The organism is Streptomyces soli (genome assembly GCF_003999195.1).
GTDB classification, from domain to species: domain Bacteria; phylum Actinomycetota; class Actinomycetes; order Streptomycetales; family Streptomycetaceae; genus Actinacidiphila; species Actinacidiphila soli.
Window position 1 is genome coordinate 1 of record NZ_RJVR01000292.1, and the last position, 19,999, is coordinate 19,999.

The 19,999-nt window shown below is 72.0% G+C and carries 21 protein-coding genes and 3 pseudogenes; 15 read left to right on the forward strand and 9 right to left on the reverse strand.

Going from position 1 to position 19,999, the window contains the following annotated elements; all coding sequences use genetic code 11:
• Both EFK10_RS32025 and EFK10_RS32030 read left to right on the forward strand, forming a co-directional pair.
• Positions 1-313: pseudogene (locus EFK10_RS32025) on the forward strand (HemK2/MTQ2 family protein methyltransferase); the annotation flags it as partial.
• The gene (locus EFK10_RS32030) at positions 288-524 is read left to right on the forward strand and encodes a CDGSH iron-sulfur domain-containing protein (protein ID WP_127359152.1); all 237 of its coding nucleotides are present in this window, start codon (positions 288-290) and stop codon (positions 522-524) included. The pseudogene EFK10_RS32025 and the gene EFK10_RS32030, both read left to right, overlap by 26 nt.
• Before the next feature lie 447 nt (positions 525-971).
• Here the strand turns inward: EFK10_RS32030 and EFK10_RS32040 are convergent, their stop codons facing one another.
• The gene (locus EFK10_RS32040; RefSeq protein ID WP_127359153.1) at positions 972-1,973 is read right to left on the reverse strand and encodes an iron-containing redox enzyme family protein; all 1,002 of its coding nucleotides are present in this window, start codon (positions 1,971-1,973) and stop codon (positions 972-974) included.
• A gap of 74 nt (positions 1,974-2,047) precedes the next feature.
• Here EFK10_RS32040 and EFK10_RS32045 point away from each other — a divergent pair.
• The 3 genes and pseudogenes from EFK10_RS32045 to EFK10_RS32055 form a co-directional block, all read left to right on the forward strand.
• Positions 2,048-2,218, forward strand: a pseudogene (locus EFK10_RS32045) (SRPBCC family protein); the annotation flags it as partial.
• Between the two features lie 369 nt (positions 2,219-2,587).
• Entirely contained in the window at positions 2,588-2,758 is a 171-nt protein-coding gene (locus EFK10_RS32050) for a hydrophobic protein (RefSeq protein WP_127359154.1), read from the forward strand.
• A gap of 256 nt (positions 2,759-3,014) precedes the next feature.
• Positions 3,015-3,367 (forward strand): annotated as a pseudogene (locus EFK10_RS32055) (HAD family hydrolase); the annotation flags it as partial.
• A gap of 21 nt (positions 3,368-3,388) precedes the next feature.
• Here the strand turns inward: EFK10_RS32055 and EFK10_RS32060 are convergent.
• A complete protein-coding gene (locus EFK10_RS32060) occupies positions 3,389-4,348 on the reverse strand; it encodes an LLM class F420-dependent oxidoreductase (RefSeq protein WP_127359155.1) in 960 nt (319 codons plus the stop codon).
• Between the two features lie 148 nt (positions 4,349-4,496).
• Here EFK10_RS32060 and EFK10_RS32065 point away from each other — a divergent pair, with 148 nt between their 5' ends.
• The gene (locus EFK10_RS32065) at positions 4,497-5,336 is read left to right on the forward strand and encodes a Rieske 2Fe-2S domain-containing protein (RefSeq protein ID WP_240677603.1); all 840 of its coding nucleotides are present in this window, start codon (positions 4,497-4,499) and stop codon (positions 5,334-5,336) included.
• A 9-nt stretch (positions 5,337-5,345) separates the two neighbouring features.
• Here EFK10_RS32065 and EFK10_RS47945 read toward each other — a convergent pair whose 3' ends face one another.
• A complete protein-coding gene (locus tag EFK10_RS47945; RefSeq protein ID WP_164836235.1) occupies positions 5,346-5,516 on the reverse strand; it encodes a hypothetical protein in 171 nt (56 codons plus the stop codon).
• 44 nt (positions 5,517-5,560) lie between these two features.
• Between EFK10_RS47945 and EFK10_RS32070 the strand changes: the two genes are divergently transcribed.
• The 3 genes from EFK10_RS32070 to EFK10_RS47950 are packed head-to-tail and all read left to right on the forward strand — an operon-like array spanning position 5,561 to position 6,499.
• Complete coding sequence (locus tag EFK10_RS32070) at positions 5,561-5,974, forward strand: hypothetical protein (RefSeq protein ID WP_127359157.1); 414 nt, start codon at positions 5,561-5,563, stop codon at positions 5,972-5,974.
• A complete protein-coding gene (locus EFK10_RS32075) occupies positions 5,968-6,306 on the forward strand; it encodes a hypothetical protein (RefSeq protein ID WP_127359158.1) in 339 nt (112 codons plus the stop codon). The genes EFK10_RS32070 and EFK10_RS32075 overlap by 7 nt, the downstream gene beginning before the upstream one ends.
• A 40-nt stretch (positions 6,307-6,346) precedes the next feature.
• Positions 6,347-6,499 carry a hypothetical protein gene (locus EFK10_RS47950; RefSeq protein WP_164836236.1) on the forward strand — a complete coding sequence of 51 codons (153 nt, stop codon included), beginning with the start codon at positions 6,347-6,349 and terminating at the stop codon, positions 6,497-6,499.
• 110 nt (positions 6,500-6,609) lie between these two features.
• On the opposite strand, the gene EFK10_RS32080 is transcribed toward EFK10_RS47950, so the two are convergent.
• Entirely contained in the window at positions 6,610-6,831 is a 222-nt protein-coding gene (locus tag EFK10_RS32080; protein WP_127359159.1) for a hypothetical protein, read from the reverse strand.
• Positions 6,832-6,916: 85 nt separating this feature from the next.
• Between EFK10_RS32080 and EFK10_RS32085 the strand changes: the two genes are divergently transcribed.
• The 6 genes from EFK10_RS32085 (at position 6,917) to EFK10_RS32110 (ending at position 13,798) form a co-directional block, all read left to right on the forward strand.
• A complete protein-coding gene (locus EFK10_RS32085; RefSeq protein WP_127359160.1) occupies positions 6,917-7,714 on the forward strand; it encodes an Fpg/Nei family DNA glycosylase in 798 nt (265 codons plus the stop codon).
• 190 nt (positions 7,715-7,904) lie between these two features.
• Positions 7,905-8,222: a hypothetical protein gene (locus tag EFK10_RS32090; RefSeq protein ID WP_127359161.1), complete on the forward strand. Its 318-nt coding sequence runs from the start codon at positions 7,905-7,907 to the stop codon at positions 8,220-8,222.
• Positions 8,223-8,524: 302 nt separating this feature from the next.
• Positions 8,525-10,408: an APC family permease gene (locus EFK10_RS32095; protein ID WP_240677614.1), complete on the forward strand. Its 1,884-nt coding sequence runs from the start codon at positions 8,525-8,527 to the stop codon at positions 10,406-10,408.
• Between the two features lie 258 nt (positions 10,409-10,666).
• Positions 10,667-11,752 carry a GAF and ANTAR domain-containing protein gene (locus tag EFK10_RS32100; RefSeq protein WP_127359163.1) on the forward strand — a complete coding sequence of 362 codons (1,086 nt, stop codon included), beginning with the start codon at positions 10,667-10,669 and terminating at the stop codon, positions 11,750-11,752.
• 10 nt (positions 11,753-11,762) lie between these two features.
• Positions 11,763-12,428: a response regulator transcription factor gene (locus tag EFK10_RS32105; protein WP_127359164.1), complete on the forward strand. Its 666-nt coding sequence runs from the start codon at positions 11,763-11,765 to the stop codon at positions 12,426-12,428.
• Entirely contained in the window at positions 12,425-13,798 is a 1,374-nt protein-coding gene (locus tag EFK10_RS32110) for an ATP-binding protein (protein ID WP_127359165.1), read from the forward strand. Before EFK10_RS32105 ends, EFK10_RS32110 begins: the two co-directional genes overlap by 4 nt.
• A gap of 11 nt (positions 13,799-13,809) precedes the next feature.
• Here EFK10_RS32110 and EFK10_RS32115 read toward each other — a convergent pair whose 3' ends face one another.
• The 5 genes from EFK10_RS32115 to EFK10_RS32135 all read right to left on the reverse strand — a co-directional run bounded on the left by EFK10_RS32115 (position 13,810) and on the right by EFK10_RS32135 (position 19,743).
• Positions 13,810-14,592, reverse strand: coding sequence for a COG4705 family protein (locus EFK10_RS32115; RefSeq protein WP_127359166.1), 783 nt, complete (start codon positions 14,590-14,592; stop codon positions 13,810-13,812).
• A gap of 91 nt (positions 14,593-14,683) precedes the next feature.
• Positions 14,684-15,367, reverse strand: a complete 684-nt coding sequence (locus tag EFK10_RS32120) for a response regulator (RefSeq protein WP_127359167.1) — start codon at positions 15,365-15,367, stop codon at positions 14,684-14,686.
• Positions 15,364-17,886, reverse strand: coding sequence for an ATP-binding protein (locus tag EFK10_RS32125; RefSeq protein WP_127359168.1), 2,523 nt, complete (start codon positions 17,884-17,886; stop codon positions 15,364-15,366). The genes EFK10_RS32120 and EFK10_RS32125 overlap by 4 nt, the downstream gene beginning before the upstream one ends.
• A gap of 56 nt (positions 17,887-17,942) precedes the next feature.
• Complete coding sequence (locus tag EFK10_RS32130) at positions 17,943-18,431, reverse strand: universal stress protein (RefSeq protein ID WP_127359169.1); 489 nt, start codon at positions 18,429-18,431, stop codon at positions 17,943-17,945.
• Positions 18,432-18,456: 25 nt separating this feature from the next.
• The gene (locus tag EFK10_RS32135) at positions 18,457-19,743 is read right to left on the reverse strand and encodes an SLC13 family permease (RefSeq protein WP_206305666.1); all 1,287 of its coding nucleotides are present in this window, start codon (positions 19,741-19,743) and stop codon (positions 18,457-18,459) included.
• Positions 19,744-19,999 lie beyond the last annotated feature (256 nt).

Here is a 19,999-nt window from a genome sequence, read left to right on the forward strand (position 1 = left end):
CCCCGAGCTGGCCTGGGACGCCGGCCCCGACGGCCGGGCGCTGCTCGACCGCCTGTGCGCGGCGGCCCCGCCCCGCCTGGCGCCCGGCGGCACGCTGCTTCTGGTGCAGTCCGCCCTGAGCGGCACCGCGTGGACCCTCTCGCTGCTGCGCGGCGCCGGGCTCAAAGCCGCCGTCATCGACCGGGCGACCGTCCCCTTCGGACCGGTGATGCGCTCCCGGGCCGGCCGCCTCCGTGAGCAGGGCCTGCTCGCCCCCGACCAGGACACCGAGGAACTGGTGGTCATCCGTGCCGACAAACCCCGCAACCCCTGACCGTCCGGCTGACCGTCCGCGTCGAGTCGTCGTGGTCCCCCAAGGGCCCATCCTGATCGAGGGCCCCGTCGAGGTCGCCCTCGACGACGGCCGCACGGTCACCTCCGACCGCTTCGTCGTCGCCCTCTGCACCTGCCGCCGCAGCGGCGCCTACCCCTGGTGCGACACCAGTCACCGCCGCACCCACACGCCGCGCCGCCAGGTGTATTGATCACGGGCGTTGCTGACACTGGGGTCTTGATGGAAGGCGAAGACCTCCGCTGTGGTGGAGCTGTCTAGGCTGCACCGCAGGGAGGTCCTCGCGTCCCACCGTAATGCCCGCTTGACCGTGCACGGCAGGTGGCTTCTGGTCGAGCGTGTCCGGGAGGGTGACCCAGGGCGCCGGCAACGCAGCGTCTGGTGCATGTGCTCGCAAGGCGGAGAATCGCCCTCGTAGTGGGCCACTCGGGCACTTCCCCGATCGCGGCGAGCGCGCATGCCTGCAGGGGGGAACTCGCAGACAGTCGGGGGCGCCCCCACCACCTTGCGATCAGACCAGACGCGGCGCGGCCCGCCCGCCGGGCGGCGGGAGGTGACGCGGTGGGGCACTCGCGCGCGCCTGCGGCCGGGGCCCCCAGTGCCAGGCGACGGGACGCCGCGGAGACCCGCCGACCCGGTCCTAGCCCGGCAGGGAGGTGCGGCCCGACTGCCAGGCGTCGAGGAGATGGCGCTCGAGGTGGTCGTCGAGGAGGCCGGTGGCCTGGATGCCGAAGATGACGTCACCGGTAAGGCGGGGCTCGGCGGCGAGCAGGCCGCCGATGACGTCGCGGCGCATCACTTGCTCGTGGACGGCGTCGGCCTCGATGTGCTCGCTGTAGAAGTGGCGGCAGGCCGGGCCGGCGCCCAGCCGGTCGATGGCGTCGACCATGCGGCGGGCGGCCGGGGCGGTGCTGATCTCGCCGGCGGCGAAGTGCCCCACCAGCGCGCCGCGCAGGGCGCGGTGGAGCCCGAGGTGGGACATCAGGTTGACCGTGGCGAGCGTGGCGGCGGGGACGGCGTCCAGGTAGTGCCCGTACGAGGGGTTGAGGCCGGCGTCGGCCATCAGGTCGGCGAACAGCCGGGCGTGGACGCGCTCGCCGCGCCCGGCGCCGAACTCGTCGTACTCGACCGCGACCAGTGAGGCCTTGGCCTGGCCTTCCAGACGCGGGATCACCCAGGCCTGCGGGTCGGCCTCCTTGAGCTGGTAGAGGGAGCGGTGCACGAAGTACTCGCGCAGCTGCTCGAGGCTGCCCTCGCGCCGCAGATAGGCGGCGACCCCACCCGCCTCGCGTGGCTCGGTGAGCAGCGCGTCCAGTTCGGCGTCGAGGTCGTTCCGGCCGGTGCCGCCTGCCACGGCCGCCCGCAGCGCCCGCTCGAACACGCCCTCCATGGCCCCGCGCAACGTCAGCAGGCCCCCGTCCCACTCCCAGCCGGGGGCGACCGCGCCGAAGCCGCGGTAGTGCAGCTCGTAGCAGGTGTAGAGGGCGAGTTGCAGATCCTCGCCGTACGGATCGGCGTCATCGACGCGGACATCGGGCAGCGGTTCGCCGGGCCGGCGGTGGCCGAGTACCTCCCGTACAGCGGCGGACAGCGGCCCGCGGGGCTCCGGCAGCGGGATGTCGGTGGTGGCGGTCGTGGTCATATTGCTCGCCTGCCCCGAAACACGGGAGTTTTAATCCCTCGCCGAGCGCCCGCTCATCACACCGATCTCCCGAAAGGAGACATCTGATGATGGACGTCGAGCCCTCGGGCGTGGCGGAGAAGGCCGCCGACATGGTCGGCATCATCGACCGCCGGGCCAAGGGCGATCTGCGGCGCTTCAAGGAGTACATCGAGGAGCGCGACAGCGAGAGCGGCGCCTGGCGCGGCCGGATCTCCCCGGTCTGACCCGCTCCCAGCACGGAAATACGCGGATGGCGGCCCCTTCGGCCGCCATCCGCGCTTTGCCGCCCCCGCTGGCCTCGCCGCCCGCGGCCGGCCGCAGGCCGTAGCGCGCGCTGGTGCGCTGGACCACGACGACCGACCACAAAGTGATCGGCAGCCTTCCATGGTCACGGCCTTCTACATCTTCCTGGCCGCCGGGATCATTGGGCGATCCGCAGTCCCGGCCCGACAGCAGGTCGTCCGGCAGCGAGTAGCCGCCGGAGCCTCCGACATCCGCGCCCCGTCCAGGGGCTGAGTCGGTTGGACAAGCGGGCCGGTTTCCCGGGTTAATGCCGGGAATTGGGGGCACCCGGCTGGTCAGGAGGTACTGATATGGTCCCGCTTCTCTTGGTGTTGCTCCTTGTCCTGATTCTTTTCGGGGCAGGGTTCGCGGTGAAGATTCTCTGGTGGATCGCGCTGGCTGTGCTGGTTATCTGGCTGATCGGCTTTGTCACGCGCGGCGCGGCCCCCGGTGGGGGCAGGTCACGTTGGTACCGGTGGTAGACGGAGCCGACCGCGGAAGGGCGGCGGATCATCCGCCGCCCTTCCGCGTATCCGGGCTCCCGGCCGGCGCTCGGGGGCACGGCACCGGCAGCTGGTGTCCCAACGTGCCGGTGCCTCGCCCCCGCCGAACGCCGGGCGGGAACCGATCTCTCGGGTAGCCGTCCTCGGTGGCTTCAAACCGGTGATGATCCGGCGCGACCGGGTAGCCGTCCGATGACCGAGGGACGGAAGAGGTGAAACCATGCCGGACCGCCGCATCGTCCTGGCCGCCTCCGCCGACGGCAAGGAACTGGCCGCCATGCGCTCCGCCCTCGACGCCGAGGACGCGATCGCTGATGCCACCAGCGCCGACGACGTCGACGCCAGCAAACCCGCACCCGATATCGTCGAGCAGGCCCTCGACCGAGCGGCGTTCCCGCCCGCGACACGGTCTCCATCGGCGACACCGTCTGGGACGTCCGGGCCGCCGCCAAGGCCGGCGTGTCCTGCGTCGCGCTGCTGTCCGACGGCATCCCGCGCGCCGACCTGGAGCAGGCCGGCGCCGCCGCGGTCTACCAGAATCCGGTGGACCTGCTGAGCTCGATCGACACCAGCCCGCTGCGGGTGTGAGCCGTAGCTTCCGTCGAAGGGTCAGGACCGGGTCAGCTCGGGGAGCACCTTCGCACGGTAGAAGTCGAAGAAGCCGCGCTGCTCGGGGCCGATCTGAGCGACGTACACGGTGTCGAAGCCGGCGTCGACGTAGCTCTGCAGCGTACGGACGTGCTCGTCGAGGTCGTCGCCGCAGGTGACGGACTCGGCGGTCATGTCCTGGGTGACCAGCTGGGAGGCCTGCTCGAAGTGGCGGGGGCTGGGCAGGATGTGCGCCAGCTCACCGGGGAGTTGCTCGTTGGGCCACAGCCGGTGCGCGGTGGCGGCCGCGGCCTCGCGGTCGGGGCCCCAGCAGACCTTGGTGCCGCCGAGGACCGGCTTGCCGGCGCCGCCGCTCTTGCGGAACTGGGTCACCATGTCGGTGTCGGGCGTCATCGTGATGTAGCCGTCGCCGATGCGGCCGGCGAGGGCGGTGGCCTGCGGGCCGAAGCCGGAGATGTCGATGGGCACGGGCTCGTCGGGCACGGTGTAGAGGCGAGCGTTCTCCACCGTGTAGTGGTGGCCGTAGTGGTTGACCTCCTTGCCGGTGAGGAGTTCTCGGATCACCGCGACCGCCTCCTCCAGCATCTCCTGGCGTACGTGCGCCGCAGGCCAGGGGCCGCCCACGATGTGCTCGTTGAGGGCCTCACCGCTGCCGAGGCCGAGCCGGAAGCGGCCGTCGAGCAGCACCGCGCTGGTCGCGGCGGCCTGGGCGACCACGGCCGGGTGGATACGTACGGTGGGGCAGGTGACCGCCGTCTCGACAGGCAGTGAGACGGCCTGCGACAGGGCGCCGATCACGGACCAGACGAAGGGGCTCTGGCCCTGCTCGTCGTTCCACGGGTGGTAGTGGTCGGAGATCGACAGGGAGGTGAAACCCGCCTGCTCGGCCATCCGGGCCTGTTCGACGAGTTCGGCCGGACCGAATTCCTCGCACGACAGGAAATAGCCAAAGTCGGTCATTGGATTCTCCTTTTTCCCGGGGCTCCGCGGGCTCCCTACAGCAGTCCCCTCTGCACGGCTAACCGGGCTTCCGTCGGGGAAACCCCGTTTGCCGGGGGCCGGGACGGAAAGCCGCCCAAGCATGAGGCTTACGCAGGCAACGCATGCGATGGACGCTCTCGAGGGCCAGGACCGGCTGGACGGCCTGGCCGATTCCCTGCGGCGGGCCGTACGGGCGCTGCCACTGGGTGCGGGCCGCGACGTACTGCGCGGGCTGTGGCTGGGGCATCCGCTGCACCCGGCGCTCGTCCAGGTCCCGATCGGGGCCTGGACCTCGGCCGCCGTCCTCGACCTGCTCCCCGGTGAGGGCCGCGCCGCCCGCCGGATGGTGGCCCTGGGCCTGGCCGGTGCCGGGCCCGCCGCGCTGGCCGGCTGGGTGGACTGGGCGGAGCTGCGCCCCCGGCAGGCGCGGGTGGGCGTGGTGCACGCCGCGGCGAACGTCACCGCTGTCGCCGCGTACGCCGGTTCGCTGGCCGCCCGTATGAAGGACCGCCCGGCCCTGGGCCGTGCCCTCGGCTTCGCCGGCCTCACCGTCGCCACGGTCGGCGGGATCCTCGGCGGCCACCTCGCGTACCGGCAGGCCGCGGGCGTCAACCATGCCGAGGCGGTGCCGCTGCTGGTCGAGCCCGGCTGGCACCGCCTCGGCGACGTGGCCGAGTTCCCGATCGGGGAGCCCAGCCGCCGCATGGTCGACGAGGTCCCGGTGCTGGTCGTTCGCGAACCCGGCGACCTCGTCCACGTCCTCGCCGACCGCTGCAGCCACCTCTCCGGCCCCCTCTCCGAGGGCAAGCTCACCGACGACGGCTGCGTCGAATGCCCCTGGCACGGCAGCCTCTTCCGCCTCTCCGACGGGGAGAACCTTCGAGGCCCGGCCACCGCTCCGCAGCCCGTGTTCGACAGCCGGGTCACGGCCGAGGGCCAGGTGGAGGTACGCCTCCCGGAGGACTGACCGCCGCGCCTACCAGCCGCGCAGTCGTATCCCGGTCCTCACCCCGGTCGACTGGAGGGGTTCGTAGCCCTGCGCCAGAAGTTCGGCGATCAGGGTCAGGTCCCGGCGCTGCGGACGTGTCGAGTACGAATCGCGCCTGACCGAGACGGTGATCGGCGCGATGTACCTACCGCCTGCCATGAGGTCGGTGAAAGTCCGACGCCTGGGGGTGGGCCTCGCTCGGCGTGATCGGTTCCCTGGCAGGGGCGGTCCTGATGGGCACCGCCTTCTGGCTGCGGTCGGCCCGGCACGCGGCGCCGATCGTCGAACTGCCCCTGCTGCGCGTCCCCGCCTTCGCCGTCGGCACGCTCGCGGCCCTGCTCTTCACCGTCGCCTTCGCGGCGATGCTGCTCACCTCGGTGCTGTGGTGCCAGGAGGTCTGGGGTTACTCGGCGATCCGTACGGGACTCGCCATCGCCCCCGGGCCGCTGGTGGTGCCCGCGCTGGCGGTGGCCTCGGGGGGGGTGTCGTACGACGGCTGGGCACGGGGCGTACCGCGGCTCTGGGGTGCCTGCTGTTCGCCGGGGGCCTGGGGTGGTGGGCCGGTGCGCTGGGTACGAGCCCGCGCTACGCGGCCGAGTTCCTCCCCGGCATGCTGATCACCGGCGTCGGCGTGGGCTTCGCGCTGCCCACGCTGGTCGGCGCCGCGGCCTCCGCACTTCCGCCGCATCGTTTCGCCACCGGGTCGGCCGTCACGACGATGGCTCGCCTGACCGGAGCCGTACTCGGCGTCGCCCTCATGGTCACCCTGCTCGGCGAACCCCGCACCGCTGACGCCGCCCTCGCCGCCTTCGCACGGCTGGGTGGCCGCCGTGGCCGCCGCGTGCCTGGCCGCCGTCGCGGCGCTGGCCCTGCGCAGGCCGGCGAGCAGCATTCCGGACGGGGCGCCGGTGGCCGTGCGGCCGAAGAACGTGGTGCCGGATCTGCCTGATCGCTGACAAGCCCGCTGCCGTCGCGGCGCGGGCGATGCCATGCGTGAAGAAGCCGTCAGCGAGTTCTCACTCGGCCCCGCTGTCTCCCCCTTCAGCCGGACCGTCCTGCCCGGCGCCGACAAGGTCGACGACGACGTCGGACCCCGCAAGGCGCCCCTCCGTACCGCCCTCACCACCGCCGGCGGACCCTGACACCTGGAAGGGGTTCGTCGCGGGGCGCGGCGAGGCCTTCGTGGCGCGGGGAACGGCCGGTTCGGGTGCGGAGAACATCGAGGCGCCCTGGTCAGGCGCGACCGGCCGGGTCAAAGCTTGGCCATCTTGGTGAAGGGACTGGTGATCCGTGCCCGGAAGGAACCGAAGTCCACGAGGACGGCGATCTCGTCCTCGATACCGATGACCCGGCCGAGGCCGTGCTCATCGTGGGAGACCCGATTCCCTATGTCGAACGACTTCAGCGGCGGTGCCACCGGGGCTTTGAAGGGGCTGGAAGGCAGGACGCGTCTGGTAACTGCTGGCTTCGTCATTGACTCCAGTATGCGGCAGTACCCCGGGCACTGATGCCCCCCCTTCTGGGTAGGCGTGGTGCGCAAGCACGAGGGAGATGGCGCCATGCCCGAGCTTCCGGACGTCGAAGGCTTCCGTCGGGTCCTGGCCTCGTGCGGTCAGGGCCGCCGCATCGAGCGGGTCGACGTGGCCGATCCGGGAGTACTGCGGGGCGTGAGCGTACGGCGGCTGCGGGAGGAACTGCGGGGCCGCACCCTCGCCGAGCCCAAGCGGCACGGCAAGTGGCTGATCGCCCGCACCGACGGCGGACCGGCCCTGCTGCTGCACTTCGGGATGACCGGCGAGCTGCTGTGCTGCCCGCCGGACGACCCGCCGCACCCGTACGACCGGGTCCTGCTCGCTCTCTCCGGCGATCGCGGCCTGCGGTACCGGGACCTGCGAAAGCTGCAGGGCCTGCGGCTCGCCGCGACCGAGGCCGACATCGACCGGATCCTCGACCGGCAGGGCCCAGACGCGCTGGCTGTGGATCGCGACACGTTCACCCAGCTGCTGGCCGGGCGGCGCGGACGTATCAAGGCCGTACTGATGGACCAGTCCGTCGTGGCCGGCCTCGGCAACCTCCTCACCGACGAGATTCTCTGGCGGGCCCGCACCGCCCCCGCCCGCCCCGCCAACCGGCTCGGCGAGGACGACTACCGGCGGCTCCACTCCACCCTGCGCCGCGTCCTGCGCTCCTCCGTACGCGACGGCCGCGTCCCCGATCGCCCCTCCTGGCTCACCGGCCACCGCGACGACCCCGACCCGCGATGCCCCCGCTGCGGCGGCCACCTCCGCCGGGACCGGATCGCCGGGCGCACCACGGTCTGGTGCCCGCACTGCCAGAACGGGGCGGAGGCGGGCTGAGACCCGTGGCCCGGCAGTGCGGGCGATCCCTCACCGGCGCCCGGGCCGCAGGCACTCGCCTGCCCCCGGACCGGCGAGTCAAGCGCCGGGTTGACCAAGGGGCGGAGAGCCTTGCCAATGCGGGGATATAGTAGTTTTTGCTGGCTTTTGGGGATCAACATCCGATCAGCCGCAGATCGAAGGCGGCGACGTGGACCCGAAGTCTGCTTCCGGCCCGCCGAAACCGGCGGAGCCCCCGAAGGCCGACCGGCTGCGGTTGGCGTTGCGGCAGGCGGTGGCCGCTCTCGGCGGCCTGGGCGGGATGGTGCATCTGCGCGGACCCGACGGAAGCCGGCGGCTGCGGTTGGCGGCGAGCAGCGAGCTGTCGCAGGAACTGGCCCGCCGGTGGGAGGAGATCCCCGAGGACGCCTTGGACGCGGCCGCCGTACGCGCGCTGTGCGGACCCGCGTCCGGATCGCGCGTTAAGAACGCGTCAGGATTTCCCCTCCACCCGTACCCGGCCCGCTAAGAGGGAAATGGTTTGAACCGTGTGCGGGACGCGAGCGCGGACGCGTCGTTGACCTGCGCTTTCGGCTGGCTCCGGGGCATTCCCCACGGCTGCCGCTGAGCAGGGGCGGCCGTCGTCTCGTCGTGGCGGCCACCGGCCGCCGTGGCCGGGTTGCGTACTCTGACCTGGCCATCCGCCGATGGCCGGTTTTGCTTCACGTACGACAGGAGTACCCGGTGGCCACGTCCGCCCCTGCCGCGTCCGAACCCGAGGCCACCCCGCGGCAGCGCCTGCGTGCCTGGTTGCTGGAGGGCCTGTCCGACATGGCCAAGCACCAGCAGGGCCCGCACGCCCAGCCGACCTCCGCGCACAAGGGTCAGCGGTGGTGGCGGGTGATGTGCCTGACCGGTGTGGACTACTTCTCGACACTCGGCTATCAGCCGGGCATCGCCGCGCTGGCGGCCGGGCTGCTGTCGCCGGTGGCGACGATCGTACTGGTGATCGTGACGCTGGCCGGGGCGCTGCCGGTGTACCGGCGGGTGGCGGAGGAGAGCCCGCACGGCGCGGGGTCGATCGCGATGCTGGAGCGGCTTCTGTCGTTCTGGCAGGGCAAGTTGTTCGTCCTGGCGCTGCTGGGCTTCGCGGCGACCGACTTCCTGATCACGATCACCCTGTCGGCGGCCGACGCCGCGACCCACCTGGTGGAGAATCCGCACTTCACCAGCTTGCTGCAGGGCAAGGAGATGATCATCACTCTGGTGCTGGTCGCCCTGCTCGGCGCGGTGTTCCTCAAGGGCTTCCTGGAGGCGATCGGCGTCGCCGTCGCCCTGGTGGGGCTCTACCTGTCGCTCAACGTCGTCGTGGTCGCGGTGGGTCTGTGGCACGTCATGACGGCCGCGCACGTGGTCACCGACTGGTCCAGCGCTCTGACCACGCAGCACGGGAACATCTTCGTGATGATCGGCGTGTCGCTGGTGATCTTCCCGAAGCTGGCGCTGGGCATGTCCGGCTTCGAGACCGGCGTGGCGGTCATGCCGCACGTCGAGGGCGACCCCAGCGACACGGAGGAGAAGCCGGCCGGGCGGATCCGGGGGACGAAGAAGCTCCTGACCACGGCCGCGGTGATCATGAGCGTCTTCCTGATCGCCACCAGCTTCATCACGACGCTCCTCATCCCGGAGAAGGACTTCCAGTCCGGCGGCCCGGCCAACGGCCGCGCCCTCGCCTATCTGGCGCACGAGTACCTCGGCTCCGCCTTCGGCAGCGTGTACGACTTCTCCACCGTCGCCATCCTGTGGTTCGCCGGCGCCTCGGCCATGGCCGGGCTGCTCAACCTGATGCCCCGTTACCTGCCGCGCTACGGCATGGCCCCCCACTGGGCCCGGGCGGTGCGACCGATGGTGCTGGTCTTCACCCTGATCGCCTTCCTGGTGACCTGGATCTTCAACGCCAGCGTCGACGCCCAGGGCGGCGCCTACGCCACCGGCGTGCTGGTGCTCATGAGCTCGGCGGCCATCGCCGTCACCATCGCCTGCCACAAGGCCGGGCAGCGCCACGGGACGGTCGCCTTCGCCGTCATCTCGGCGGTCTTCCTCTACACGACCGTCGTCAACGTCATCGAGCGGCCCGACGGTGTGAAGATCGGCGCCTGCTTCATCGCGGGCATCGTCCTGGTCTCCTTGATGTCCCGGCTCGCCCGCGCCTTCGAACTGCGCGTCACCAGCGTGACCTTGGACGACATGGCCGAGCGTTTCGTACGGGACATCGCGCACCGCAAGATCCGGTTCATCGCCAACGAGCCCGACAGCCGCGACGTCGCCGAGTACCGGGACAAGGTCCAGCAGATCCGGGCCGACAACGACCTCCCGGCCGAGGAGGACTTCATCTTCGTCGAGGTCACCGTGCTCGACCCGTCGGAGTTCGAGTCCGGCCTGAGCGTACGCGGCGAGGTGATGTGCGGCCGCTATCGCGTGCTGACGCTGGAGAGTTCCTCCATCCCCAACGCGCTTGCCGCACTGCTTCTTTACGTGCGCGACATGACCGGCCAACGCCCGCACATGTACTTCGAGTGGACCGAGGGCAACCCCTTCGCCAACTTCCTGCGCTTCTTCCTGTTCGGCCAGGGCGAGGTCGCCCCCGTCACCCGCGAAGTCCTGCGCGAGGCCGAGCCCGACCGTGCCCGGCGCCCCCGCGTCCACGTCGGCTAGGCCCTGGCCGGGCGACCACAAACGGCCCCTTCGCCGCTCCCCCAGCCTGGCGGCTAGGTGGGGGCACCTCCCAGCGCCTTGCGATGGACCGCACCAGACGACGCCGCTGTGACATCAGCCGCTGGCGCGGCGGGCGCCCGTGATCGCCCGGACAGGGCCTACGGACATTACGGGCGTAGGCTTGGTGCATTCCATGACGGGCGGATCCAGGTGGCCGCACAACATGCGGGAAACGGATCGCGGCAGCACGAAGCAGCGGTGCTCACCTCCACGATCGAGCGGCTGCGCGCCGAGGTCGAGGAGTTGCGGTATGCCATGCGCGGCCAAGCGGTCATCGAGCAGGCCAGGGGTCTCCTGGTGGAGCGGACGTCCTGCAGCCCCGACGATGCCCTAGACCATCTGACGGAGCTGTCGCGGACCACCGGAAGGCCCCTGGTCGAGACCGCCGCCGAGCTGCTGGGGCTCGCGGCGCCCCCCGAGATCAGCCCGGCCGATCTGCCGGCCGGCTGTGCGGCCGGCTCTGCACCCGACTCCGCACCGCCTGCCGCCGAGCCGGCCGGGCCCCGCGTCGTGCTGAACGCTCCCGGCGCCGCCCGCTGCCACCTGGTCGCGTCGGCGCTCGCCACCGCACGTACGCCCGACGAACTCGCCTGCGTGCTTCACCAGGAGGGCCTTGCCGGGCTCGGCGCGGCCTCGGTCGCCCTCGCCGGGCTCGAACCGGACGGTGCGCTTGTGCTCACCGGCACGTACGGCGTCCCGGCCGCCCAGGTCAGCCAGTGGCAGCGGATCCCGCCGCAGACGCCGGTGCCGCTCGTGGACGTCGTACGGGGCAGCGGGGTCGTGTGGGTGGCCTCGCCCGACGACTTCCGCCGGCGCTACCCGCTGACCGGGGAGCCGCCCATGGCCGGCCGGGCGGTCTGTGCGCTGCCGCTGCGGACGGCCGGCCGGACCGTCGGCGCCCTGAGTGTCGGCTGGGCCGAGGACACCGCGCGGGACGAGGTCACCGTGCACTATCTGCTGGCGCTCGGCCAGGCCTGCGCGGCAGTGCTGGCGCGCCTTGCGGCATCCGGCGACGGGCGGCGGCATCCCGTGGCGCCCTCCGGCGAGCCGTGGTTCCGGGCCGTGCTGGACGCGCTGCTGGACCCGGTGCTGATCCTCTCGGCCGTGCGTGACGGCGACGAAGGCGACGGTGAGGACGGCGGCAAGGTCACCGACTTCCGTGTCGAGCACGCCAACACCGCCACGGTATCCAGATCGACTGAGCCGCGATGCCCTGGTGACGGAACCTGTACGCAGCCTGAATGGATCAGGCCTGCGGCCGATTCACCGGTGCCGCTCGGGTGATACTGGCCCGATGACCGCCCACCGCGTCCTGGTCGTCGAGGACGACCACGGACTCCGCGACATCCTCGCCCGGGGCCTGCGCGAGGAGCATTTCGACGTACTCACGGCCGCTGACGGGGCGAGTGCCCTGCGCCGGGTGCGCGAGCGGGTGGACGCCGTGGTTCTGGACATCGGGCTGCCGGACTCGGACGGACGGGACGTCTGCCAGGCTATGCGTGCCTCCGGCGTCGACGCGCCGGTGGTCTTTCTCACAGCCCACGACAACATCACCGACCGGCTCTCGGGCTTCTCCGCCGGCGGCGACGACTACCTGGCCAAGCCCTTCCACCTGGCCGAACTCGCCGCCCGGGTGCGCGCGGCGCTGCGGCGGGCCGGGCGCGAGCCGTCGGTGGAGGTCGCGGAGCTGCGGCTGGATCCGGTGCGGCACGTGCTGGAGGTGCGGGGGGAGCCGGTCTCGATGACGCCCACCGAGTTCCGGCTGCTGGCCTGCCTGATGGCGGCCCCGGGGGCTGTGGTGCGCAGGCGGGCGCTGCTGCGGGCGGCATGGCCCGAGGGCGCGCAGGTCAGCGACAACACCCTCGACCAGTACCTGACCCGGCTGCGGCGCAAGCTGCGCGAGGCGGACAGCCCGCGCGGCATCGACACCGTACGGGGCGTGGGATACCGCTTCGCATGAGCCCGCGTCTCGCTCGCCGCTCCCGTCTCTCCCGCCTGCGTCGTCCGGCCACCCTGCGCAGTCGCCTGGCTCTGGTCGCCCTGGCCACCTCGGCGATCTGGGTGATCGTGCTCACAGCGGGCTTCAACCTCGCCCTGTCGGCGAGACTCGGCCAGCAGGCCGACGACCTGCTGCGCACCCGGGCGTCAGCGGTAGCGGCCACCGTGGAGGGCCGCCCGGACGGGCGGGTGATAATCCACGAGCCGACCGACGACCGCGCGCTGGACGTCGGCGTCTGGATCTACCAGGGTCACCAGCTGATCGAGCGCCCGACGGCCCCCGGCGAGTCGCAGACCGCCGCGGACCGGCTCGCCGGGAATGGCCGCACCTTCGCCGCGACCGGCGAGCCGTACGCGTCCCGGCTGTACGCCCTGCCCGTCCGCTACGGCAACAAGCAGGTGGGGACCGTCGTCGCCTCGGTCGGCCTCGACCCGTACCGCAGCACCGCGGACTCCGCCCTGGCCGGTTCGATCGGGCTCGCCCTGTTGCTGCTCGGCGGGATATATCTGGTCACCCGTACGGTCGTCGGCCGGGCCCTGCGGCCGGTCGCCGAGATGAGTGCCCAGGCCGCGCGCTGGAGCGAGCGCGGCGCCGCCGACCGTTTCGGAGCGGACGACCGGCCTGCCGAGCTGGCCTCGCTCGCGGCCGGCCTCGACGAACTGCTCGACCGGCTGGCCGCCGTACTGCGGCATGAGCAGCAGCAGTCCGCCGAGTTGTCGCACGAACTGCGCACCCCGCTGGCCCGGATCACGGCCGAGACCGACTGGCTGATCGCCCGCCCGCGCGAGGAGGCGGAGCAGCACGCCTCGCACGAGGCGATCGCCGCCGCGGCCGCCGGCATGCGGGAGATCTGCGAGAGCCTGCTGTCGGAGGCCCGGACCCGCACCGGGCAGACCCCGGGGTTGTGCGCCCTGCCGGACGTGGCGCGCGATCTGGCCGCCCACTGGGCCGAGAACCATCCCGACGCCCCGCCGGTCACCGTACGCGGCAGCACTGCCGCGGCCGGGGTCTCCGCGGCGGTCGCCGAGCGGATCCTGGGGCCCCTGCTGGACAACGCCCGCCGTTACGCCGTCCGTACGATCACGGTCGAGTGCGCGCAGCGCCCGGGCGCCGCAGAGATGACCGTCACCGACGACGGCCCCGGAGTGCCCCCCGAGGTGGGCGCTGCCGTCTTCGATCCCGGACGCCGAGCCGAGCCCGACGACGGCCACGACGGGGCGGGCCTGGGGCTCGCCCTGGCCCGCCGCCTGGCCAGGGCGGCGGGCGGCGACATCGAACTGGCCGACATCGACCGGGGCGCGGCCTTCGTGGTGACGCTCCCGGCCGGGTGACGGACGAACCGTCACCTCTCGTAGGCGGCCTCGGGCACTGCCTCGGGCTCGGGCTCGACCTCGATGACGTCCCGGCGTGTGACGGTCAGATAGATGACGAGGGCCAGGATCGTGACGAGGAAGATCATGCTCGTACCGACCGTCCCCAGGCCCAGTCCGCCGTCGGCCTTGGCCTGGGAAAGGTAGTCGCCGATCGAGGCACCCAGGGGACGGGTCAGGACGTACGCGATCCAGAAGGCCAGGACGGCGCCCAGCTTGAACCAGGAGTGGGCCGCGGTCACGGCCGCGATCAGGGCACCGAAGAGCACCGCGGACACCCAGTAGCCCAGGTTCAGCCGCTCCGCGGTGAGATCGCCGGCCGAGGTGCCGAGGGCGAAGGTGAAGAGGATCGCCAGCCAGTAGAAGCCCTCGCGGCGGACGGTCCTGATGGTGTGAATGGACAGCGTCCGCTCGCTCGCGTACCAGGCCGCGAAGGTGATGGCCAGCAGTACGGCGAAGATCGGGGTGGTCACGGTCAGGGACACCCCGAGGTTGTCCGTCAGGTTGTCGCTGACGAGCGTGCCGACCACGCTGATCAGCACGACCGCGAACCAGTAGAGGCCGGGCACGTAGGCATTCGCCCTGAACTGGAAGAACAGGGTGATGAGCAGCAGGAGGGTCATGACCACGGAGGTGTTGGTCAGACCGAGGTTCAGATTCGTGTTGAGAAGGTCGGCCGCGGTCTCACCGACCGTGGTGCACAGAATCTTGATGATCCAGAAGTAAAGGGTGACTTCGGGAACCTTGTTCAGCATCTGACGGCTCCGGAATCCAGTTCCGGGCACATCGGTATGAGTCGCCATGGTCCGCGACGCTGCCATGGCACACCTGAACAGAACCTGACTGTCACGGCTCGAAGCGGTAGCCCATTCCGGGTTCGGTGATGAAATGCCTGGGGCGGGAGGGATCCGCCTCGAGCTTGCGGCGCAGCTGGGCCGTGTAGACCCGCAGGTAGTTGCTCTCGGTGCTGTAGGTGGGGCCCCAGACCTCCTGGAGGAGCTGTTTCTGGGTGACCAGGCGGCCGGTGTTGCGGACGAGGACTTCCAGCAGGTGCCATTCGGTCGGGGTGAGCCGGACGTCGGTACCGTTCTTGTTCACCTTTTTGGCCGCGAGGTCGACGGTGAAGGAGGCGGTCTCGACCACGGACGCGGCGTCCTCGGGTCCGGCGGGCGCGGCGCGGCGGACGGCGGCGCGCAGCCGGGCGAGCAGTTCGTCCATGCCGAAGGGCTTGGTGACGTAGTCGTCGGCGCCCGCGTCCAGCGCCTCGACCTTCTCGTCGGAGGTCTGGCGGGCGGAGAGCACGATGATCGGCACCCGGGTCCAGCCGCGCAGGCCGCGGATGACGTCGACGCCGTCCATGTCGGGCAGGCCGAGGTCGAGGACAACCACGTCGGGGTGGCGGGCGGCGGCCAGGCGCAGTGCGGTCGTGCCGTCCTGGGCGGCGTCGACCTCGTACTTGCGCGCCCGCAGATTGATCACGAGCGCGCGGACGATCTGCGGCTCGTCGTCGACCACGAGCACCCGGTTCATAGCTGTCCTTTCTGGACATTACGGTCCGCGCGAGCTGCGCGGAGGGTCAGGACCATGGTGAGCCCACCGCCGGGGGTGTCCTCGGCGGCGAGGGTGCCGCCCATGGCCTCGGCGAAACCGCGGGCGACGGCCAGGCCGAGGCCCACGCCGTTGCCCCGGGGGCGGTCGCCGTGGCGCTGGAAGGGTTCGAAGATGGTCTCCTTGGCGTCGTCCGGGACTCCGGGGCCCCGGTCGACGACGCGCAGCTCGACGCGGTTGCCCAGGGCGCTTGCGGCGACCAGCACCTTGGTGCCGGGCGGGCTGTACTTCACGGCGTTCTCCACGATGTTGGCGGCCGCCCGCTCCAGCAGCCCGGGATCCGCGCTGACCATGGGCAGGCTCTCGGGTATGTCCAGGACGGCGCTGCCCTCGGGGACGCCGACGAGGGCGAGCGGCACCACCTCGTCCAGGTCGGTCTCCCCGAGCAGCGGGGTGACCGTGCCGGTGGAGAGCCGGGACATGTCGAGCAGGTTCCCGACGAGGTGGTCGAGCCGGTCGGCGCCCTCCTCGATGCTCTCCAGGAGTTCCGCCTCGTCCTGCGGGGACCAGGCGACGTCGTCGGAGCGCAGTGAGCTGACGGACGCCTTGATCGCGGCGAGCGGGGTCCGCAGATCGTGCGAGACGGCGGCGAGGAGCGCGGTACGGATGCGGTTTCCCTCGGCCTGCCGCTGGGCCTGCTCGGCCTGGTCCTCCAGCCGCTGGCGGTCCAGGGCGACAGCGGCCTGGGCGGCGAAGGCTGACAGCACGCGCTGGTCGGAGGCGGGCAGCACCCGGCCGACGAGGGCGAGCGAGAGCCGGTCGCTGACCGGGACCTCGACGTCGGCGTCCTCCGGCCGGGAGCAGGTCAGGGAGCCGACGGAGGCCACCCGGGTCCAGGTGGCGGGGTCGTCCTCGCGCTCCAGCAGGGCCACCGACTCCACGGCGAAGGTCTCACGGACGCGTTCCAGCAGGGCGTCCAGCGAGCGCTCACCGCGCAGCACGCTCCCGGCGAGGTGGGAGAGGATCTCCGCCTCGGACCGCAGCCGGGCGGCCTGCTGGGTGCGCCGGGCCGCGAGGTCAACGACGGAGGCCACGGCCGCGCCCACCGCCGCGAAGACCACCAGGGCGACGATGTTCTCGGAGTCGGCAATGGCCAGGGTGTGGACGGGCGGCGTGAAGTAGTAGTTGAGCAGCGCCGAACCGACCAGCGCGGACGCCAGTGCCGGGAGCAGGCCGCCGAGCAGCGCCGCGGCCACGGTGCAGGTGAGGAAGAGCAGCATGTCCGACGGAAGGCCGATCCCGGTGTGGGTCAGCAGCAGGGTGAGCAGCACGGGCCCCGCCAGCCCGGTCAGCCAGCCGGCGATGACCCGGGAGCGGCCGAGCCGGCCGCCGCGCGCGAGGGGCAGGCCACGGCCCTTGGCGGCCTGTTCGTGCGTGACGATGTGCACGTCCAGGTCGGGGCCGGATTCGCGGGCCACGGTGGCGCCGACGCCGGGCCCGAGGACGTACTGCCAGGCCTTGCGGCGGCTGGTCCCGAGGACGACCTGGGTGGCGTTGACGCCCCTCGCGAAGTCCAGCAGGGCGGTCGGCACGTCGTCGCCGATGACGTGGTGGAAGGAGCCGCCCAGGTCCTCCACCAGGGTCCGCTGTACGGCCAGCTCCCTGGGCGAGCCGGAGTGCAGTCCGTCGGCGCCGTCGATGTGCACCGCGAGGATCTCGCCGCCCGAGCCCTTGGCCGCCAGGCGGGCGGCCCGGCGTATCAGGGTGCCGCCCTCGGCGCCGCCGGTGAGGCCGACCACGATGCGCTCGCGGGCCTGCCACACCTCGCCTATGCCGTGGTCGGTCTTGTACTGCCGCAGGTACTCGTCGACCCGGTCGGCGACCCAGAGCAGGGCCAGCTCGCGCAGGGCGGTGAGGTTGCCGGGGCGGAAGTAGTTCGACAGGGCGGCGTCGACCTTGTCGGAGGCGTAGATGTTGCCGTGCGCCATGCGGCGCCGCAGGGCCTGCGGTGACATGTCGACCAGCTCGATCTGGTCGGCCCGGCGGACCACTGCGTCGGGTACGGTCTCGCGCTGGCGGACGCCGGTGATGGCCTCCACCACGTCGCCCAGTGACTCCAGGTGCTGGATGTTCACGGTCGAGATCACGTCGATGCCCGCCGCGAGCAACTCGTCGATGTCCTGCCAGCGCTTGGCGTTGCGCGAGCCCGGCACATTGCTGTGCGCCAGCTCGTCCACCAGGGCGACCTGCGGGGCGCGGGCGAGCACGGCGTCCACGTCCATCTCGGTGAAGACCGTGTCCCGGTAGCCGATCTCCCGGGCGGGGATCCGCTCCAGGCCGAGCATCAGCTCCTCGGTGCGCGGCCTGCCGTAGTGCTCCGCGTAGCCGACGACGACGTCGGTGCCCCGCGCCAGGCGGCGGTGGGCCTCGGAGAGCATGGCGTACGTCTTGCCGACGCCTGGTGCGGCCCCGAGGTAGATGCGCAGCTTTCCCCGTGCCATGGGGCCACCCTATGGCGATCGAACAGGACAAACGGGACGCCGGCTGAGGGCGGTCCTCACTTTGACGCGTCCTTGATGCCGACGGCGCCCGGTTGTGGCACGGGATGGGGCCATACGAGGAGGACCGGGCAGGTGGCGTGGTCGACGACGAAGCGGCCGGCCGGCCCGAGGCTTTTGGGGCCCGGGTGGGCACGGTCGCCGTCGCGGGCGAGGACGAGGAGGTCGGCGCCCTCGGCGGCGGCGACGACTTCGTGCTTGATGTGTCCGTGCCGCTCCAGGCGGATGCAGGGCAGGCCCAGCCGTTCTTCGGCCGCCCGCAGCAGCTGGTCGGCGGAAGTGGCGGCCAGTTCCTCCAGACGGGTGCCGGGGTCGCGGTCGAGGCGGCCCCGGCCGAGGAGACCGGCGTACGCGCCGTGGCCGGCGGCCGGGGAGTCGGCCCCTGCGACGTGGAGAAGCACGATGTCGGCGTCGGCGGGCGCGTGGGCGCGGGCGGCGTCCACGCAGGCGGGCCAGGTGCCCTCGGCGATCCAGGCAATCACGGTCATGGCCGGCCTCCTCGGCCTCGGGATCTCAGGCTCCGACGACCTGCAGCCCCGCCCAGAGCGCCAGGACCGCCAGGGCGAGCGCGGCGGGCACGGTGAGCAGTCCGATCCGGGTGAACTCGCCCAGGTCCACGTCGGTGTCGTGCTCTCGCAGGATACGGCGCCACAGCAGCGTTGCCAGGGACCCGGCGTAGGTGAGGTTCGGGCCGATGTTCACCCCGAGCAGCACTGCGAGGACCGCGCCGGAGCCGGCCGGGACGGCGAGCGGCAGCAGCACCAGGACGGCGGGCAGGTTGTTGATGACGTTGGCCAGGACGGCGGCCAGCCCGGCGAGCGCGAACAGTGACGGCAGCCCGGTCCCGTCCGGGACGAGTTGCCCCAGACTGTCGGCGAGGCCGTTGTCGACGACCGCGCGGACCACGATGCCCAGGGCCAGTACGAAGAGGAGGAACGGCACGCCGGCGGACCGCAGGACGGCGCCGGGCGTGGTCCTCCCCCGGGCCAGGGCGCGGACCGCGAGTACCACGGCGCCGGCCGCGGCGGCCCATGCCGGGTTCACCCCGGCAGCGGAGGCGAGCACGAAGCCGCCGAGGGTGCAGGCGACGATCACGACGGTGAACACCGGCACCTGCGGCACCTCGTCGCCCGGCGGGGCCTGGGCCCCGGCGTCCAGATCGGTGCCGAAGAACCGGCGGAAGACCAGGTACTCGACGCCGATCGCGGCCAGCCAGGGCAATGCCATCAGCGCGGCGAACCGGGTGAAGGCCAGCCCGCTTGCGGCGAACGCCAGGAGGTTGGTGAGGTTGGAGACCGGCAGCAGTACGGACGCCGTGTTGGACAGGTGCGTACAGGCGTAGACGTGTGGCTTGGGCCGCGCCCCCAGGCGGGCGGCGGTGGCGAACACCACCGGGGTGAGCAGCACCACCGTCGCGTCCAGGCTGAGCACGGCGGTGATCACCGAGGCGACGACGAAGACCTGGACCAGCAGCCGCCTGGGCCGCCCCGCCGCGCTCCGGGCCATCCAGGCGCCGCACGCGCGGAACAGCCCGTCGTCGTCGCACAGTTGCGCCAGCACCAGTACCGCCGCCAGGAAGCCGATCACCGGTCCGAGCCGCTCCGCCTCCGCCTGGGCGTGGTCCAGCGAGATCGCGCCGGTGACGATGACCAGGCCGGCCGCCGGGACCGCGACGACCGCTTCGGGCAGGCCCCAGGGGCGTACCACCGCGCAGGCCAGCACGAGCAGCAACAGCACGGCGGAGAGCGCCTCCGCCAAAGCCGTGTTCAGGATCCGGTCCTCCGGTCGTTCGGTGTGCATCGGTGAGGTGAGGTGGGTGGGGGTTCACCTCCACACGCTAGGGTCACCCGGCGCGGCCCCGAACCGGCCCGCGACCTGCCCGAGCCCCAGGGGGTTCAGGCCCTGCTGACCCCGCCCCACCGCCGCGCACATGACAACGGTTCTCATGTCGTTTAGAGTCAAGCCATGGCGATGATTTTCATATCACAGCTCTGGCCTATGGTTTTGAAAGTCATTCCTATCTAGCGTGGAGGTGTCCGGAGGCGACCGGAGGACC

Coding starts and splice junctions, on each gene's coding strand:
- EFK10_RS32080 (WP_127359159.1), bottom strand. CDS start 6,831: ATGACGAAGCCAGCAGTTACCAGACGCGTCCTGCCTTCCAGCCCCTTC.
- EFK10_RS32095 (WP_240677614.1), top strand. CDS start 8,525: ATGGCCAAGCACCAGCAGGGCCCGCACGCCCAGCCGACCTCCGCGCAC.
- EFK10_RS32130 (WP_127359169.1), bottom strand. CDS start 18,431: ATGACCGTGATTGCCTGGATCGCCGAGGGCACCTGGCCCGCCTGCGTG.
- EFK10_RS32040 (WP_127359153.1), bottom strand. CDS start 1,973: ATGACCACGACCGCCACCACCGACATCCCGCTGCCGGAGCCCCGCGGG.
- EFK10_RS32085 (WP_127359160.1), top strand. CDS start 6,917: ATGCCCGAGCTTCCGGACGTCGAAGGCTTCCGTCGGGTCCTGGCCTCG.
- EFK10_RS32135 (WP_206305666.1), bottom strand. CDS start 19,743: ATGCACACCGAACGACCGGAGGACCGGATCCTGAACACGGCTTTGGCG.
- EFK10_RS32105 (WP_127359164.1), top strand. CDS start 11,763: ATGACCGCCCACCGCGTCCTGGTCGTCGAGGACGACCACGGACTCCGC.
- EFK10_RS32075 (WP_127359158.1), top strand. CDS start 5,968: ATGCTGATCACCGGCGTCGGCGTGGGCTTCGCGCTGCCCACGCTGGTC.
- EFK10_RS32125 (WP_127359168.1), bottom strand. CDS start 17,886: ATGGCACGGGGAAAGCTGCGCATCTACCTCGGGGCCGCACCAGGCGTC.
- EFK10_RS32110 (WP_127359165.1), top strand. CDS start 12,425: ATGAGCCCGCGTCTCGCTCGCCGCTCCCGTCTCTCCCGCCTGCGTCGT.
- EFK10_RS47950 (WP_164836236.1), top strand. CDS start 6,347: ATGCGTGAAGAAGCCGTCAGCGAGTTCTCACTCGGCCCCGCTGTCTCC.
- EFK10_RS47945 (WP_164836235.1), bottom strand. CDS start 5,516: ATGGCAGGCGGTAGGTACATCGCGCCGATCACCGTCTCGGTCAGGCGC.
- EFK10_RS32060 (WP_127359155.1), bottom strand. CDS start 4,348: ATGACCGACTTTGGCTATTTCCTGTCGTGCGAGGAATTCGGTCCGGCC.
- EFK10_RS32065 (WP_240677603.1), top strand. CDS start 4,497: ATGGACGCTCTCGAGGGCCAGGACCGGCTGGACGGCCTGGCCGATTCC.
- EFK10_RS32120 (WP_127359167.1), bottom strand. CDS start 15,367: ATGAACCGGGTGCTCGTGGTCGACGACGAGCCGCAGATCGTCCGCGCG.
- EFK10_RS32050 (WP_127359154.1), top strand. CDS start 2,588: ATGGTCCCGCTTCTCTTGGTGTTGCTCCTTGTCCTGATTCTTTTCGGG.
- EFK10_RS32115 (WP_127359166.1), bottom strand. CDS start 14,592: ATGCTGAACAAGGTTCCCGAAGTCACCCTTTACTTCTGGATCATCAAG.